This window comes from Candidatus Ulvibacter alkanivorans, from assembly GCF_003333325.1.
GTDB classification, from domain to species: Bacteria; Bacteroidota; Bacteroidia; order Flavobacteriales; family Flavobacteriaceae; genus Ulvibacter_A; species Ulvibacter_A alkanivorans.
In genome coordinates, this window is the sequence record NZ_QOLC01000051.1 from 35,486 (window position 1) to 52,029 (window position 16,544).

Genomic DNA, 16,544 nt, shown 5'->3' on the forward strand with positions numbered 1-16,544 from the left:
GATTACCTAATTTCACGTACCGTTTCGTATACCATTTCCGATTCCCATCCGCGATACAGCAGATAATCGGCTAATTTTTTCTTTTTCTTCTGAAGGTTCTTCTCGGTAACTAATTGACCAAGTCGTTTCTTAACTAAGGCATCGAACGTTGCGTAATACTCGCTTTCCGGAATTTCTTTTAGCGCCAATGAAATATTGTACTTAGAAATATCACGAAATTTCAATTCTCGAACAATGCGTCGCTTGCCCCATTTCTTTGTTCGGAACTTACCACGAGCAAAGGCTTGAGCGAAACGCGTTTCGTTGAGGTAGTTATTAGTAATAAGGTGATGGATGATCTGGTCGCACGCTTCGGGGATCATGCGTAATTGTTTTAATTTTTGAAGCACTTCTTTATGGCAGCGCTCACGATAGGCACAATAGCGTTCCATTCGCGCTTTGGCTTCATCTACCGTATATGTTTTATGCGTTTGCATGTAGCGAAGATAGCTAATCTCATGACTTTTTGCAGCTGATATGTGCAGATGAAGTTTGCGTTAAGGAATGAGGGAAGCTATCGTGTAGCCCCGAATGCCTGACCCGCCAGTGGCGGGTAACGCCCAAAAAAACAAAAAGAAGATTGCCAAAATTTGGACATAAAAAAACCCTCTTTAGCTACAAGAAGTAACTTTGGAGGGTTTAATTTATTTGATCTCCTCGCCGCTTTTGTCGACAAAGTGATACTCAAGATACGTGTAAGCATCGCGTGGTTGAATTTTTACCCATTTTTTGTGCTCCATAAACCATTTGGTGCGCACAGATGGAAAACCTTTGGTTAAAAAGGCCGCTATAAAAGGATGCGTATGTAACGTGATCTTTTTATAGTCTTTTTTGAAGATCCTTTTTAGATCTTCGGTAATGCGTTGAACAACGATAATAGGCGCTTCGATCTCTCCGGATTCTCCAATAACGTTATTAGGATCCTCTTCTCGAGTTTTGATATTCATCTCGGGCCGTACCCGTTGTCTGGTAATTTGAATTAAGCCAAATTTACTTGGCGGCAAAATTTTATGTTTTGCTCTATCGTCTTTCATTTCATCGCGAAGATGATTGTACAGTTTCTTGCGGTTTGCAGCGCTTCCCATATCGATGAAGTCTACTACAATGATCCCGCCCATGTCTCTTAGTCGCAATTGTCTCGCTACCTCAGAGGCTGCGATCAAATTAACTTCTAGGGCAGTGTCTTCTTGATTCTTAGATTTATTGCTACGGTTACCACTGTTCACGTCTATAACATGCATGGCTTCTGTATGCTCTATCACCAAATAGGCACCTTTGCTACCTGAGACGGTTCTTCCGAAAGAAGTTTTTATTTGACGTTCAATTCCAAATTTTTCAAAAATTGGAACTTTCGAGTCGTAATGTTTAACGATATTATCTTGATTAGGTGCAATTTCTTGCACATAATCCTTTATTTGCAAGTAGAGTGTTTCATCGTCGATATGTATTGCCGAAAATGAATCATTGAATACATCTCTAATAATCGATGCTCCTCTGTCTAACTCGCTTAGCACCTTGCTTGGGTGGTGCGCTCCCTGTAGCTTTTTACACATCGCTGTCCAGCGATCCATGAGATTTTGTAAATCTCTATCCAGTTCTGCTACTTTTTTGCCATCTGCTACAGTGCGTATAATAACGCCAAATCCTTTGGGCCGTATGCTTGTGATCAAGCGTTTTAGCCTTTCTTTTTCTTCTTTAGATTCGATCTTTTGAGAGATCGAAATACGATCAGAAAAGGGAACCAATACTATATAACGTCCGGCTATAGAAAGCTCGGAGCTTATACGTGGTCCTTTAGTGGAAATAGGTTCTTTTACAATTTGTACCAGAATAGATTGATTGGATTTTAATGCATGGTTAATGCCTCCATTTTTATCAATCTCTTTTTCAAATGGGAATTCTTTTAAAGAATAGTCTTTAAGTTTACCTGTGCTTACACGTTTTACGAATTTCAACAAAGAAAGAACTTTGGGGCCTAAGTCGTGATAGTGCAAAAATGCATCTTTCTCGTAACCAACATTAACAAATGCGGCATTTAGACCAGGAACAGTTTTTCGGATCTTGGCGATAAAAATATCACCTACCGTAAACTTGTTATCCTCTTCTTCTTTGTGTAATTCAAGTAGTTTTCCATCTTTAGTAAGGGCAAAATCAACTTCTTGTGAACTGGATCTTATGAATAATTCGTAGCTCACTTGTCATTAATTTTTGTCCGCCTGAGGCGGATGGATTAAACAATATTTTATCACAGGTTTTTTGTTATTCCACATTACTGCGGAAATAAACCCGTCGAAATCATACTAGTTTTAAGGTATTAAACCAAATGATCTCATTTTCAAAGAACGTTTTTTGAATGCTACCAACAAAAAAAGTAGTTGGAAACTACTTTTTCTTGTGGCGGTTCGCGCGTCTTCTTTTCTTGCGCTTATGCGTTGCTACCTTATGTCTTTTTCTTTTTTTACCACTAGGCATATTAATTTTTGTTTAAATGTCCCGCGAAAAACGCGGGACGGATTATTATTCTAATTATTTTACTTCGACGTTCGTCTTAACTCCTTCTACAAAGATTTTTGCAGGCTTAAATGCAGGGATGTTGTGTGCAGGAATCTTGATCGTTGTGTTTTTTGAAATGTTACGACCGGTTTTTTCAGCTCTTTTCTTGATAATAAAGCTTCCAAATCCTCTTAGGTATACATTATCACCACCTTCTAATGAGTTTTTTACTTCTTCCATAAAGGTTTCTATAGTAGCTTGAACATCTCCTTTTTCCATTCCTAATTTTTCTGAAATATTCGCTACGATATCTGCTTTCGTCATTCTTCTTTTTTTTAATTAATACTAAATAGGTTTATTTTTTTCAAGAGGGCAAATATAAGAATTTTAAAATCAAATACTCAAACCTTAATTGGTTAAATGATAAATAGATAAGTATTATTTTTGGCCTATGACAAAAAACAGTGGTTTTTTTAGTAAAAAACTCATAATCTGGTACTTAGAGCACAAAAGAGACTTGCCTTGGCGTGAAACTAAAGCCCCGTACTTTATTTGGCTTTCAGAAATTATGCTTCAACAAACCCGTGTAAATCAAGGGTTGCCGTATTATTTAAAATTTATTAAGGCGTTTCCTACAATTAAAGCGTTGGCAGACGCTTCTGAAGATCAAGTTTTAAAACTTTGGCAAGGACTGGGCTATTATTCACGGGCAAGAAACCTGCATAGTACCGCAAAATATATTGCCTATGAGTGCGATGGGGTCTTTCCACAAAACTATGACGACTTATTGGCACTAAAAGGTGTTGGCGATTACACGGCCAGTGCAATTGCTTCAATTTGTTTTGACGCACCAACAGCAGTAGTAGACGGGAACGTGTACCGAGTGCTTTCAAGGGTCTTCGGAATTGAAACTCCTATTAATACGACCCAAGGAATAAAGGAATTTAAAACCTTGGCCCAACAGCTGTTAGATTATAACGATCCGGGAACTTATAATCAAGCGATCATGGAATTTGGTGCGGGCTACTGTGTGCCTCAAAATCCCCATTGCGACCAATGTATCTTTGCATCAAACTGTGAAGCTTACAGCGCAAAAAAGGTGTCGCAACTACCGGTCAAGTTAAAGAAATCTCGTGTTAAAAAACGATACTTTAATTATATTGTTTTGCTTTCTGAAAACGAAAAGACCCAATTAGAACAGCGAAATCAAAAAGGAATTTGGCAGCAGTTATTTGAATTTCCCTTGATCGAAACAACTGCTGAAGCTACGGCAGAAGCGTTAATGGCCACGAAGCGTTATAAAGAACTGTCTAAGAAGTATAATATAGAATCGCTATCGCTGTATAATGAGGAAGTGGTAGTGCACAAATTATCGCATCAGCATTTATACACCCGATTTTGGATCGCAGAAGTTTCAGAAGAAATTGAATTGAACACAGCTATTTCGAAGGTTACAGATTATGCCGTCCCGGTTTTGATCGCTAATTTTATTTCAGAATTTTCAGTCTTTAAAAATTGAAAAATTAGCTATATTTAAAACACATAGTATACATTTGTATAAACAGATAAATTTCTATTAACATGAGTGGAACATTAAATAAAGTGATGCTAATTGGGCATACGGGAGATGAAGTGAAAATGCATTATTTTGAGGGAGGTGGCAGTATTGGAAGATTCCCCTTGGCAACCAACGAAAGCTATACCAATAGAACCACAGGTGAACGTGTAACCAACACAGAATGGCACAATATCGTAGTTCGTAATAAAGGTGCCGAGATCTGTGAAAAATATTTAAACAAAGGTGATAAAGTTTATATTGAAGGAAGATTAAAAACCCGAAAGTGGCAAGACGATCAAGGAAACGACCGGTATAGTACCGAAGTGCATTGCACCGATTTTACCTTCTTGACCCCAAAAAGCGATAGCGGAATGGGACAGCAAGAATCGACAGGCAATGCAAATACATCGCAAGCGAAGCCTGCTACTCAAAATGAGCCGGCAGAAAGACCTATTGGCGATGAAGATGACGATCTGCCATTTTAATGTTTAACCTGCGCACAAACAAGTACGCATAACAGACCATTTTGGATACGGAACCTCCGAGTTTATTATTTACTGCATTATTTACGTATACGCAAATTACGAGTAGCGTCGTATTAGTTATATTGTTGGCGTGTTCTGCCATGATCTCGGGTGCCGAGGTCGCATTCTTTTCATTGACTTCATCCGATTTTGAAGCAAATGGTGAGCGTACACGATCCAAAAAATTAGAGATCGTTCAAAAGTTGCTTGCCAGACCAAAGAAGTTATTGGCCACTATCTTGGTGTCTAATAACTTTATCAACATTGCGATCGTACTGCTGTTCGACTCGTTGACCGATGTGTTATTCGCAACTATCGATTCTGTTTTCTTCGGAATCAGTCTCCGATTTATCCTAGAGGTTGGTGTTGTGACCTTCCTCATCTTACTTTTTGGTGAAATACTGCCAAAGATTTATGCCAGTAGAAATAAAGTGCTGTTTGCGACTTTTATGGCATACCCACTTAATGTACTCGATTATTTACTAAGTCCGGTGAGTCTGCCCATGCGCTCGGTGACGCTGTATATGCAAGGAAGGTTCGGGAAGCAAAGGTCGAATATTAGTGTCGATCAATTATCGCAAGCCCTAGAGCTAACTTCCGAAGAGACGACAACTCTGGAAGAACAAAAGATTCTACAAGGTATTGTTACGTTTGGAACCATGGATACCAAGCAAGTGATGAAACCACGTATGGATATCTTCGCGCTAAATGAAGAAATGGGTTATAAAGAAATTTTACCCGAAATCATCGCTCATGGCTATTCGCGCATCCCTGTTTATAAGGATAATATAGATTCTATTACGGGAATCTTATACGTAAAGGACCTTATGCCCTATATCGACCGGAAGAACCTCGATTGGCAGAATTTGAAACGCGAAGCGTATTTTGTTCCTGAGAATAAAAAACTGGACGATCTTCTAAATGAATTCAAAGACATGAAAATGCATCTCGCTATTGTTGTGGATGAGTATGGAGGGACTAGCGGACTTATTTCTTTGGAAGACATTATTGAAGAGATCGTGGGTGAAATAAGTGATGAGTTTGACGATGAAGATCTTATCTTTTCCAAACTGGATGATCAAAATTATATTTTTGAAGGAAAGACGCCTCTAAAAGATTTTTATCGCGTTATTAAATTGGAGGATCCTCAAGACTTTGAAGATGTAAAAGGTGAGGCCGAAACCTTGGCAGGGTTCCTCTTGGAGATTAGCCGTGGATTTCCGAAGAAAGACGAGATAATAAGCTTCCACCAATATTCGTTTACCATTGAAGCGTTCGATAACAAACGCATTAAACAAATTAAATTATCGATAAATCTATAATATGCGGCTACTCCTTATATTATTCATAATTATTGGAGTCTCATCTTGTAAAGAAGAGACAGTTGTGAAACCCAGTGCGCAGTTACGTCTCGAGTATCCCGTTCAAGAATATGAAATGATCGATAGCGATTGTGCCTATGGTTTTATGAAAAATGTACATGCAGCTATTGAAATGAAGGCCAATTGCGGGATGAACATTAGCTATCCCAATATGAGTGCTACCATATATTTATCGTATCGTGAGATTGATGATAATTTAGACTCGTTGTTGTACGATGCACAAAAACTTACCTACGACCACACCATAAAAGCCCAAGGAATTATCGAGCAACCACGAGTGGATTCGGTGAGTAATGTCTTCGGAATGCTTTATATGATCAACGGAAATGCCGCCACCCAATCACAATTTTATGTAACCGATAGTGTGCAGCATTTTGTGAATGGCGCGGTTTACTTTGAAGCCAAACCCAATTTCGATTCGCTCTATCCGGCTGTGATGTATCTACGCGAAGATGTTCGCCGAATCATGGAAACCATTCGTTGGAAGAATAAATAACCTTTTTTTAAGAGGTCACTGTAATTATATTTCACATTTTTGTGCCTTCTACAATGAAAGGCATCGAAAAAAAGTGGATCTATCTTATCATTCTCTCCATTATATGGGGAAGCTCGTTCATACTTATTAAAAAAGCACTTGTAGGGTTAAGTCCGTTACAATTGGGTGCTTTGCGCACTATTTTTGCCGCTGTTTTCCTACTAGTTATCGGTGCTTATAAGCTAAAGCAAATCCGGAGGCCTGAGTGGAAATGGATTGCTATTTCTGCCTTCGTTGGTACGTTTATCCCAGCTTTTTTATTTGCTTTTGCTGAAACTGAGATCGATAGTGCAATTGCTTCTGTACTTAATTCAACCACACCCATTATGACATTGCTTTTAGGGGCGTTGCTGTTTGCCATTGGTTTTACAAGAAGACAGTTGTTGGGTGTTATTGTAGGATTGTTGGGTAGTGTCGTATTAATTTGGAGTGGTGCTGAAATGAATGAAGGACAAAATTATTGGTATGCAGCACTTATTTTGGCAGCCTCGGTTTGCTATGCTATTAATGTAAATATCATTAAAAGATATTTGCAGGAAGTACCTGCCATGGCGATTACCGTAGGACATTTTATAGTCATTCTTTTTCCGGCAATTGGAGTGTTGCTCTATTCCGACTTTTTTTCCGAAGCAACCTTTCAAAAACCTCAATTGTACGAGTCTATTGGTTATTTGGCCATACTCGCAATTTTTGGGACGGGATTGGCAAAGATCGTTTTTAATAGTTTGGTTCAGATGAGTACGCCGGTATTTGCTACTTCGGTAACGTATACAATTCCTATTGTGGCATTGCTCTGGGGATTGTTAGATGGAGAACGATTTAACCTTTGGCAACTACTGGGAGCCTGCCTTATTATTCTTGGTGTGTTTCTTTCTAACAGACGCAATAAAAAAGCCCGACCAAATTAGCCGGGCTTATTTACTTTTTAAACCTTCTATTATTCAAAATCGGCGTCGGTAACACCTTCATTTATTTTAATAGCGGTTATTGTAAATTTTAACTCTTGTGGTCCAAATGACTGTGAAATGGTATGCGGGAATTTAATGCCCTCCACCTCGTTATAGTTAGAATAATTGGTTGAAGTTGTTACTTCATTGCCATTTTGTGACTGTGTCGTAGTTTCTTTCACTTTAAGACCGGTCTCTACATCGTAGAAAGCCGATTTAGAGTCACCGAAAGACACGACATATGCGTCTTTTCCGTCTACTGCTTCAATTCCTTCTAACTTAGCGTTGGTCGCTTTCAACTCCATAAACGGTTGTGATTCTACCAGTGCTGCTTTGTTTTGATCTTCCGTATAATCAATTCGTTGGCCTTGTGCCATGATATACCCTTTTTCACCGTCAAAAATGATCTTTTGCATTGGGTTACCGCCAACAGATACCACTAAAGACGATTGACTCTTGGTCGTGTTTTTCATCTCTAGTCCAAGCTTCATTCCTTGCATTTCTGCGGAAGCTTGATATAGTATTGTTTCTACTGCTTTCACCTTGTCACGGCCTCCAATAGCATCTATGTACTTGTTGATCACTGTTTGTGCGGTTAGACTTGGGTCCAATTGCTTATTGTAGTCCGGTTCCGGGATCGGATTACCAAATTTATCGAAATAGTTGATCGGGATCGATTTACCACTAGGACCTTTAAGATTCTTTAAAGAAGGAATGACTTCGCTACCCTTACCAACGATGACAATACGCAGGTTCTCATCCTTAAAATATTTATCGGCCGCACGTTTTACATCGGCTGCTGTTACCGCATTAATATTTTTAAGATAGTTCTTGTAAAAATCTTTAGAAAGGTCTTGTGTTTTCGTTTGTAGTGCGTAGTTAGCTATAGTTTCCGGACGCTCTAAGGCCAGAACAAAATCTCCCGTGAATTTCGCCTTAGTATTTACCAGTTTTTGGCGATCTACTTCATTCTCGGTCATGTACCTGATCTCACGAATTAGTTCTACCACGGCGCTGTCGGTCACTGCATTTCGCACGCTGGCCGTAGCCGCAAATCGAGTAATGTCCTTATCTGCACCAATGCTTGAATAGGAGCCATAGGTCCATCCTTTGTCCTCTCGTAGGTTAAGGAACAATCTGCCTTCACCGCCACCACCAAGGATCTTGTTGGCAACCAATGCTGCAAAATAATCTGGGTCCGACATTTTAAGGTCCACCAAGTTCTCAACAGTAATTTCTGACTGTACTGCGTTCGGCATATCGATAAAGTTTACCTGTGTGTACTGAACGTTTTGAGGTGTTGTGTAACTAATGTTTGGAACAACGCTCGCATTCCAGTCGGCAAAATGAGTATTCACTAACCGTTCTACATTGTTCTTCTTAACATCACCCACCACTACTAGGTAGGCGTTGCTTGGTGAAAAGTAATCGGAATAGAAGTTTTTAACATCGTTCAAGCTCAATTTCTCGACTTTTTCGATGGTCGTAAATTCTCCCTTTGGATGATTGCTTCCATACAAAAGTGCGGCTGTTACTCTTCCTGAGACATTGGTAACACTTTTTTCCTGCGATCGCAAATTTTCGAGTAACAGGTCCTTTTGTTTTTGGAATTCTTCTTCGGTCAATAACGGATTCTTGATCGCGTCTGCCATTAACTCCAAAATACGAGGAAAATATTTTGACAACGAACTAGCGAATGCACTTTCGGAACCAAAACTGATGTTAGCTCCTAAATAATCGATCTCTTCGTTAAATTCATCTTTAGATATCGATGATGTCCCATTTCCCATCATCGAGGCAAACAGAGAGGCGACGCCTGCTTTTTCTCCAGAGGCATGCATTGGGTTGTCTAGCAACAATTGTACTCTTACTCGAGGTAATTTGTTGTTCTCTACCACTAAAACCTCCATGCCGTTATTCAACTTAAAAGTTTGTGGCTTTTGCAAATTAATTGTAGGTGCAGGGCCGGGTTTCGGCTGCTTGCTTCGATCTATTTGAGCGGTTGCAAGTGTCGTTAAAAAAACAGTTGCAAATAGTAAACTTATATATTTTTTCATTGTTCTCTTTTTCAATTTTATTGTTTAGCAGATTCCGGTAAATATTCCAAACGCAAACGTTGGTTTGGTTGTAAATACCGCTGTGCTACTTCTTGAATTTCTTCTCTGGTAATACTTCTATAGATATCGTTGGTCTTATTTATAAGGCTCGTGTCTCCATAGAACACGTGATAGTCTGCCAATGAATTTGCGATACCGGCAAGTGTCGAATTCGCATTCACGAATCGGTTCTCGTAGATATTCTGAAGTTTTTCATACTCTCGTTCAGAAATAAGTTCGGTTTGAAGCCGTACGATCTCTTCATCTATTTCCTCGGTCAGTGTTTCGAGTGACGTATCATTAAGCGGTAAGGCTAAGGTGATATAGGTTCCATAGTCTTCCTGACTAAAATTAATTGCCCCAACTTGAAAAGCCTGTTTTTGATCATCGACTAATTTCTTATACAAGCGAGAACTCTTTCCATCGCTTAAGATAGAAGAAATCATATCTAGCACGTAGGCATCGCGCTCGGTCATTCCGGGTGTTCGATATGCGTGGATCAACATCGGAATTTGAATGTTAGGATCGTAGTACTTGGCATTGATTTGCTTTGTTATAGGCGGTTCTTCAATATCAATTTCCGGAACCGGAGCTCCTTTAGGAATGGACCCAAAATAATCATTGATTAATTTCTTGACATTGCTTTTATCGATATCGCCTGCTACGACAAGTGTCGCATTGTTAGGAACATAAAACTTATCGTTAAAAGCACGGAACTCTTCCAACGTTGCAGCATCCAGATCCTCCATAGAACCAATGGTCGTCCATTGGTAAGGATGCACTTTAAACATATTCTCTTTTACTGCTTTTAAGACATTTCCATAAGGCTGGTTGTCTACTCGCAGTCGTTTCTCTTCCTTTACCACTTCATTTTGAGTGTCTACCCCAATCTGATTGATAATGGGATGCAACATACGTTCGCTTTCCATCCAAAGGGCTAATTCCACATTGTTCGACGGAAATATTTCATAGTAATAAGTGCGGTCGTCGGTAGTGTTCGCATTATTGCTCCCTCCATGGGAAGAAACAATTTCAAACCACTTTCCTCTTTCTATGTTTTCGGTACCTTCAAATAACAGATGCTCGAAGAAATGAGCAAATCCTGAGCGTCCCGGTGCTTCGTTCTTGGCACCCACATGGTACATTACAGAGGTAACAACCACAGGTACGGTATTGTCTTGATGTAAGATAACGTGTAGTCCATTATCTAGATCGTATTCTTCAAATTCTACTTGCTGCGCTTGTATTCCTAATACAAAACTGCATACAGCCAGTAAGCTTAAAATTGTGTTTTTCATGTATGGTTTTTATTAAATTTTTATGTTAGACATCTTTTTGTCGAGATTGTTACGTTATGCGGTCTTAAATTACGAATTTGGTAGCGTCTGTTCAAGCCATAGTGCTACTTTAAGAAGGATTTAGCATTTTTTCTATTGCTTCGGAAGCAGTCGTCGAAGCGATTATAAGATGATTAAAACCAGTAGATTGATTTTTTTAGAATCATTTCTGAAGCTGTATACGTGCTTTTAGAAAATAAAAGTTAACAAACTCTTTAGAGGGGACAAACTATTATTTTGTAATTTTAACATAATAAAACCAACAACAATGATTAAGATTTATACCAAATACGGAATTATTACCGCCATATTATTAATAGCTTATTTTCTAATTTCTAAATTCGTAGGATTACACGAGTATCCGGTGTTTAGTGCTCTTAACGGTGTTATTTTCGGTGTTGGTATTTTGTGGGCAATGAAAAAGTACAAAGGTGAAACCGCTCGATTCAAATATCAAAAAGGATTTCAAACAGGACTGTTTACCGGAGGTATTGCGACTGTTCTCTTTGCCATATTCATGGCGATCTACATCTTTATGATCGATACGCAGTTTGCGAACTCGGTACTCGATTCTTACGGTTTAAATTATAATAAAGGATCCCTTATCATGATCATTTCATTGGTGATCATGGGCTTTTCTACCTCCTTGGTACTTTCGTTAGCGTTTATGCAGTTGCTTAAGCAATCGTGGAATACGCCCGAAGGAAAACGAAATACAATGAAGTAGATTCCACCACGGCAAATCGAATAAAACTTCTTTTAGCTTGTCATTAACACAAGCTGTGTGCTTTACAGTTAAAAATAACATTCTAAACACTTTGCTGTTTCCCTTTTTAAAATTATATTTGCACCCCTCTTACGCAAATTTTTTTGTAAAGAGTTAGTGGTTGTCTGTAATAGGGCAGTCTTTTATAAACAAAACATTTAATTAAACGTTACGCTATGTATGCAATTGTAGAGATAGCAGGGCAGCAATTTAAAGTTGCGAAAGACCAAAAAGTCTTTGTGAATCGTTTAGCTACTGAAGAAGGTAAAAAGGTCGAATTCGACAACGTTCTTTTAGTAGGTAATGGCGATGACATTACTATTGGCGCCCCGGCTATAAGCGGCGCTCTTGTTGGAGCAAAAGTCGTTAGACACCTTAAAGGTGATAAAGTAATCGTTTTCAAGAAGAAACGAAGAAAAGGGTATCGAGTAAAGAATGGTCACAGACAAGCATTATCTGAGATCGTAATTGAAAGTATTGCAGCTTCCGGAGCAAAGAAATCTACTGCTTCTAAAGAAAAAGCAGCACTGGCTAAGAAAGCTGAACCTAAAAAAGCAGCTCCAAAGAAAGAAGCAGCTGCAAAGCCAAAAGCGACCGAAACTAAAAAAGCACCTGCTAAAAAGGCAAGTCCTAAGAAAGCAGACGATCTTAAAAAGATCGAAGGTGTAGGACCTAAGGCAATGGAAGCGATGGTAGCCGCAGGATTAGATACTTTTGCTAAGGTTGCGAAAGCAACTCCCGAGGCAATTGCTACTATCTTAAGCGATGCTAGCTCACGCTTGGCGCATTTAGTAACCGATACATGGCCCGAACAAGCACAACTTGCTGCCGATGGTAAGTGGGATGAGCTTAAGGACCTACAAGAAAAATTGGACGGCGGAAGAAAATAATTCTGCTGAAGTTTAATCATATAAAACCGAAACAAGATGGCTCATAAAAAAGGAGTTGGTAGTTCTAAGAACGGTAGAGAATCAGAATCGAAACGCTTAGGTGTGAAGATCTTTGGTGGACAAGAAGCTGTTGCTGGAAATATCATCGTAAGACAACGAGGATATACGCATCATCCAGGTGAGAATGTATATGGTGGAAAAGACCATACATTACACGCCAGAGTTGACGGTGTAGTACAATTCACAAAGAAAAAAGACAATAAATCGTACGTTTCTATTATTCCAAACGCAGAAGCTTAAGATTGTATTGAACCGATACTAAAAGCCCTTACCAATTTTGGTTAGGGCTTTTTTTATGGCAAACTTTCAAATCTTGCCCTGGAAATTGGCGATTCTAATAGCATCCACTTAGGGTCCTGCGGGTAGTGAGTATACACAAAATAGGCAGGGTTGGTCTTAAACCAATACATGTCGGGTTCGCTGCCTTTTGCATGACTTCTCGCATAGGTAATATCCAATAAATACCAAGTTCCGTCGAGTCGAACGGCATTCCACGAGTGATCCGGTTGTTTCTTAATGCTTTTTTGGTTGCCGTATTTTTTACTATATCCGTGAATGACCTTACTTTCTATATTGAGTTGTGCACATAGTTCGCTAAATAGAAAGGCATACCCGCCACACAGTGCTTTTTTTCGGGAGACCACTTGCTGTATCAATTGGGTTTTTGAAGCGTAGAACTTTTTTTGTAGCTCGGGGTTGTGGCGCAATTCATGGTCGTATGCAATATGTTTTGCGATCCAAGTATAGAGCGCACGTGCTTTCTCGGTGTCGGTACGGCTATTTTTGGTAATTCGTTTGGCCAGTTCTTTTGTCGTTGTTCTTACTTCGGAATGGGTCGTATTTCGATGTTTGGTTATTTGGGCCGAAACGGAAGTCCCTAGTAATAACAAACATAACATCACTACAAATCTAATAGAAATCACTATCGCTAAATTTATTAGATAACGCAGCAGTGTTTTATTTATTAAGTGGCACTGTGTTAAAATAGTATGCGATAGCGATAGCAGCGGCATCCTCGCTTGGCCGTAGCGACCAAGCGTGATATAGCGAATAGCGCGGTCGCCAAGGCATTTGGCCTTGGCGAATTGCCCAAGAACAAAAAACCCCACCAAAAGGCAGGGTTCGTTTGTTTTTAATGGTTTCGCAAGGATGTTTCCTATGGCGCTACCACTATCTAGTATCTGTAATACTCAGGTTTATAAGGTCCTTCCACTTCTACACCAATATATTCGGCTTGCTCGGGGCGAAGTTCGGTAAGCTCAACACCAATGCGTTCTAAGTGTAATTTTGCCACTTTTTCATCTAGGTGTTTTGGCAACATATATACTTTGTTTTCGTAATTGTCGCTGTTCTTCCACAATTCGATCTGCGCCAAGGTTTGGTTGGTAAACGAGTTACTCATTACAAAACTTGGATGCCCGGTGGCACAACCAAGATTTACCAAACGGCCTTCTGCCAAGAGGATAATATCTTTGCCATCGATGGTGTATTTGTCTACTTGCGGCTTGATCTCAACTTTAGATTCACCGTAGTTGTCATTAAGCCAAGCTACTGCGATCTCATTGTCGAAATGACCAATGTTACACACGATGGTCTTGTCTTTCATTGCTTTAAAGTGCTCTCCGGTTACTATGTCTTTGTTTCCGGTAGTGGTGATCACGATGTCTGCTTTATCTAGTACTGTTTCCAGGCGTTTTACTTCAAAGCCGTCCATGGCAGCTTGCAATGCACAAATTGGATCGATCTCGGTTACGGTTACGATAGACCCTGCTCCTTTAAAAGAAGCGGCAGTTCCTTTACCTACATCTCCATACCCACATACGACTACGCGTTTTCCGGCCAACATGACATCGGTGGCACGTCTTACGGCATCTACTGCACTTTCGCGACATCCATATTTGTTATCGAACTTAGATTTTGTCACACTGTCGTTCACGTTTATTGCCGGCATTACCAAGGTGCCTTTTTTCATACGTTCGTAAAGACGGTGTACTCCTGTTGTGGTTTCTTCGGAAAGGCCACGGATGCCCGAAGCTAGTTCTGGGTATTTGTCGAACACCATATTGGTAAGATCACCACCATCGTCTAAGATCATGTTAAGTGGCTTGCGCTCTTCACCAAAGAAGAGGGTTTGTTCGATACACCAGTCGAATTCTTCTTCTGTCATTCCTTTCCAGGCGTACACAGGAATACCTGCGGCTGCGATAGCGGCTGCCGCTTGATCTTGTGTAGAAAAGATATTACATGAGCTCCACGTAACTTCGGCACCCAGTTCGATCAAGGTTTCGATAAGCACTGCGGTTTGAATGGTCATGTGTAAACAACCGGCGATACGAGCTCCTTTTAAAGGCTGCTCGTTCTTGTATTCTTCACGCAAGGACATTAGACCCGGCATCTCTGCTTCTGCCAGTTCAATTTCTTTACGTCCCCAGTCGGCCAAGGAGATATCTTTTACTTTATATGCTGTGTAAGGCACTGTTTTAGTTGACATATTCATATATTTGAATTTATAATAATTGCTGTTCCGAATTTTATTTCGGACTGCAAAAGTACGGAATATCCATCACATTTATATGCCACTTTACAAAACTATAACAGTAAATCCTACAACTAAAGTCCTCATTTGGAAGATAGAAGAATCGTATGACGCACTTTCTGAAGGAATCGAGCTAACTTCGCATTGTAGGCAACGGGTAGATGGTATGAAAAGTGACCTGCATCGCCGCGGATTTATGAGCGTGCGTCATTTGCTTGCTTCGGAAGGCTATACCGATCACGACCTTTATTACGATCGTGATGGAAAGCCGCACTTAAATGGTGATAAACATATTTCGATCACGCATTCGTTTGTTTTTTCGGCCATTATTATTAGCGATATAGAGGTTGGAATCGATATTGAAAAGCAGCGTTCTAAGATCTTAAAGATCGCACATAAGTTTACACCTATTGAAGAGTATCGCACCATTGCCAATGAAGACGCGCTTATGCGAAAATTGACCATGGTTTGGGGTGCGAAAGAATCGTTGTACAAGAGTTTTGCCAAACCAGGTGTGAGTTTTCTACAGCATATTTATGTAGAAGACTTTCGGTTGGACGATATGCGCTCAACGGCAGAGGTGTCGTTCGAAGATGTGTCGCTGTCGTACGACATTTATTTTTTAGAGTTTGAAGAGTTTACGTGTGCCTATGCCCTTATTTCTGAAGATGCAGCGGTATGAGAGAAACGCATTACCAACACATCTACAGTTTAGTTTCCGAAGGAAGAAAAGGACTTGCTATTTTAATAGATCCCGATAAGTTCAATGCTTCGGAAACCGCCGAATTCTTAGCGCGTATCCCGACAGAAACCACTCATTTGTTTGTAGGTGGCAGCACCGTTGCCAACGGGCAAACAGAAGCTACCGTAACTGCATTGAAAGGGCATTCGAAGCTTCCTGTATTTCTATTCCCCGGTGATCATACACAAATCACCGCAAAAGCAGACGCCCTTCTATTCTTATCGCTATTATCGGGCAGGAACGCCGAATATTTGGTGGGTCAGCAGGTAAAATCAATTTCACGAATCAAGCGGTCTCAATTGGAAATTATCGCAACCGGTTATTTGTTGTTGGATGGTGGGAACGAATCGGCCGTGGCTAGAGTAAGCAACACGCGGCCTATGCCGCAGGACGATATAGATACTATTGTGAACACTGCTTTGGCCGGACAGTATATGGGCGCTAAACTTATTTATTTGGAAGCCGGTAGTGGAGCTCATGTCCCGGTTTCTGAAAACGTTATACGCGCGGTCAAGAAAGCACTCACCATTCCGTTGATCGTAGGCGGAGGAATTAGAACAAATTCGCAAAAGCACGTGGCCTACACTGCCGGAGCCGATCTGGTAGTCATGGGAACCGCATTTGAAAAAATGAATTAAC

The 16,544-nt window shown here is 40.1% G+C and carries 17 protein-coding genes; 10 read left to right on the top strand and 7 right to left on the bottom strand.

Annotated elements, in window-relative coordinates; genetic code table 11:
* Positions 1-2: 2 nt before the first annotated feature.
* The 3 genes from DWA30_RS03430 to DWA30_RS03440 all read right to left on the bottom strand — a co-directional run bounded on the left by DWA30_RS03430 (position 3) and on the right by DWA30_RS03440 (position 2,856).
* Positions 3-476, bottom strand: coding sequence for a regulatory protein RecX (locus DWA30_RS03430; RefSeq protein WP_114491142.1), 474 nt, complete (start codon positions 474-476; stop codon positions 3-5).
* A 207-nt stretch (positions 477-683) separates the two neighbouring features.
* Positions 684-2,234, bottom strand: a complete 1,551-nt coding sequence (locus tag DWA30_RS03435) for an Rne/Rng family ribonuclease (RefSeq protein WP_114491143.1) — start codon at positions 2,232-2,234, stop codon at positions 684-686.
* A gap of 331 nt (positions 2,235-2,565) precedes the next feature.
* Positions 2,566-2,856 carry an HU family DNA-binding protein gene (locus tag DWA30_RS03440; RefSeq protein ID WP_114491144.1) on the bottom strand — a complete coding sequence of 97 codons (291 nt, stop codon included), beginning with the start codon at positions 2,854-2,856 and terminating at the stop codon, positions 2,566-2,568.
* 127 nt (positions 2,857-2,983) lie between these two features.
* On the opposite strand from DWA30_RS03440, the gene mutY reads away from it, so the two are divergent.
* The 5 genes from mutY (at position 2,984) to DWA30_RS03465 (ending at position 7,439) form a co-directional block, all read left to right on the top strand.
* Positions 2,984-4,051 carry an A/G-specific adenine glycosylase gene (gene mutY, locus DWA30_RS03445; protein WP_114491145.1) on the top strand — a complete coding sequence of 356 codons (1,068 nt, stop codon included), beginning with the start codon at positions 2,984-2,986 and terminating at the stop codon, positions 4,049-4,051.
* Between the two features lie 62 nt (positions 4,052-4,113).
* Positions 4,114-4,575, top strand: a complete 462-nt coding sequence (locus tag DWA30_RS03450; protein WP_114491146.1) for a single-stranded DNA-binding protein — start codon at positions 4,114-4,116, stop codon at positions 4,573-4,575.
* Positions 4,576-4,616: 41 nt separating this feature from the next.
* On the top strand, positions 4,617-5,936 hold the full coding sequence (locus DWA30_RS03455; RefSeq protein WP_114491147.1) for a gliding motility-associated protein GldE: 1,320 nt from the start codon (positions 4,617-4,619) through the stop codon (positions 5,934-5,936).
* Position 5,937: 1 nt separating this feature from the next.
* A complete protein-coding gene (gene gldD / locus DWA30_RS03460) occupies positions 5,938-6,492 on the top strand; it encodes a gliding motility lipoprotein GldD (RefSeq protein ID WP_114491148.1) in 555 nt (184 codons plus the stop codon).
* Between the two features lie 53 nt (positions 6,493-6,545).
* On the top strand, positions 6,546-7,439 hold the full coding sequence (locus DWA30_RS03465; protein WP_114491149.1) for a DMT family transporter: 894 nt from the start codon (positions 6,546-6,548) through the stop codon (positions 7,437-7,439).
* A 29-nt stretch (positions 7,440-7,468) separates the two neighbouring features.
* Here DWA30_RS03465 and DWA30_RS03470 read toward each other — a convergent pair whose 3' ends face one another.
* Positions 7,469-9,535 carry a M16 family metallopeptidase gene (locus tag DWA30_RS03470; RefSeq protein ID WP_114491215.1) on the bottom strand — a complete coding sequence of 689 codons (2,067 nt, stop codon included), beginning with the start codon at positions 9,533-9,535 and terminating at the stop codon, positions 7,469-7,471.
* 17 nt (positions 9,536-9,552) lie between these two features.
* Positions 9,553-10,872, bottom strand: a complete 1,320-nt coding sequence (locus tag DWA30_RS03475; RefSeq protein ID WP_114491150.1) for a M16 family metallopeptidase — start codon at positions 10,870-10,872, stop codon at positions 9,553-9,555.
* Positions 10,873-11,179: 307 nt separating this feature from the next.
* Here DWA30_RS03475 and DWA30_RS03480 point away from each other — a divergent pair, with 307 nt between their 5' ends.
* The 3 genes from DWA30_RS03480 (at position 11,180) to rpmA (ending at position 12,867) form a co-directional block, all read left to right on the top strand.
* Positions 11,180-11,638, top strand: coding sequence for a DUF4199 domain-containing protein (locus DWA30_RS03480; protein WP_114491151.1), 459 nt, complete (start codon positions 11,180-11,182; stop codon positions 11,636-11,638).
* Between the two features lie 215 nt (positions 11,639-11,853).
* Positions 11,854-12,567, top strand: a complete 714-nt coding sequence (gene rplU, locus DWA30_RS03485) for a 50S ribosomal protein L21 (RefSeq protein ID WP_114491152.1) — start codon at positions 11,854-11,856, stop codon at positions 12,565-12,567.
* 36 nt (positions 12,568-12,603) lie between these two features.
* Positions 12,604-12,867, top strand: coding sequence for a 50S ribosomal protein L27 (gene rpmA / locus DWA30_RS03490; protein ID WP_114491153.1), 264 nt, complete (start codon positions 12,604-12,606; stop codon positions 12,865-12,867).
* Positions 12,868-12,920: 53 nt separating this feature from the next.
* Here rpmA and DWA30_RS03495 read toward each other — a convergent pair whose 3' ends face one another.
* Positions 12,921-13,550 (bottom strand): transglutaminase domain-containing protein, encoded by a 630-nt coding sequence (locus tag DWA30_RS03495; RefSeq protein WP_210725382.1) that lies wholly within the window; start codon positions 13,548-13,550, stop codon positions 12,921-12,923.
* Between the two features lie 251 nt (positions 13,551-13,801).
* Positions 13,802-15,118 carry an adenosylhomocysteinase gene (ahcY, locus tag DWA30_RS03500; RefSeq protein WP_114491216.1) on the bottom strand — a complete coding sequence of 439 codons (1,317 nt, stop codon included), beginning with the start codon at positions 15,116-15,118 and terminating at the stop codon, positions 13,802-13,804.
* A gap of 82 nt (positions 15,119-15,200) precedes the next feature.
* On the opposite strand from ahcY, the gene DWA30_RS03505 reads away from it, so the two are divergent.
* On the top strand, positions 15,201-15,845 hold the full coding sequence (locus DWA30_RS03505; RefSeq protein WP_114491155.1) for a 4'-phosphopantetheinyl transferase family protein: 645 nt from the start codon (positions 15,201-15,203) through the stop codon (positions 15,843-15,845).
* Positions 15,842-16,543 carry a phosphoglycerol geranylgeranyltransferase gene (locus DWA30_RS03510; RefSeq protein WP_114491156.1) on the top strand — a complete coding sequence of 234 codons (702 nt, stop codon included), beginning with the start codon at positions 15,842-15,844 and terminating at the stop codon, positions 16,541-16,543. Before DWA30_RS03505 ends, DWA30_RS03510 begins: the two co-directional genes overlap by 4 nt.
* Position 16,544 lies beyond the last annotated feature (1 nt).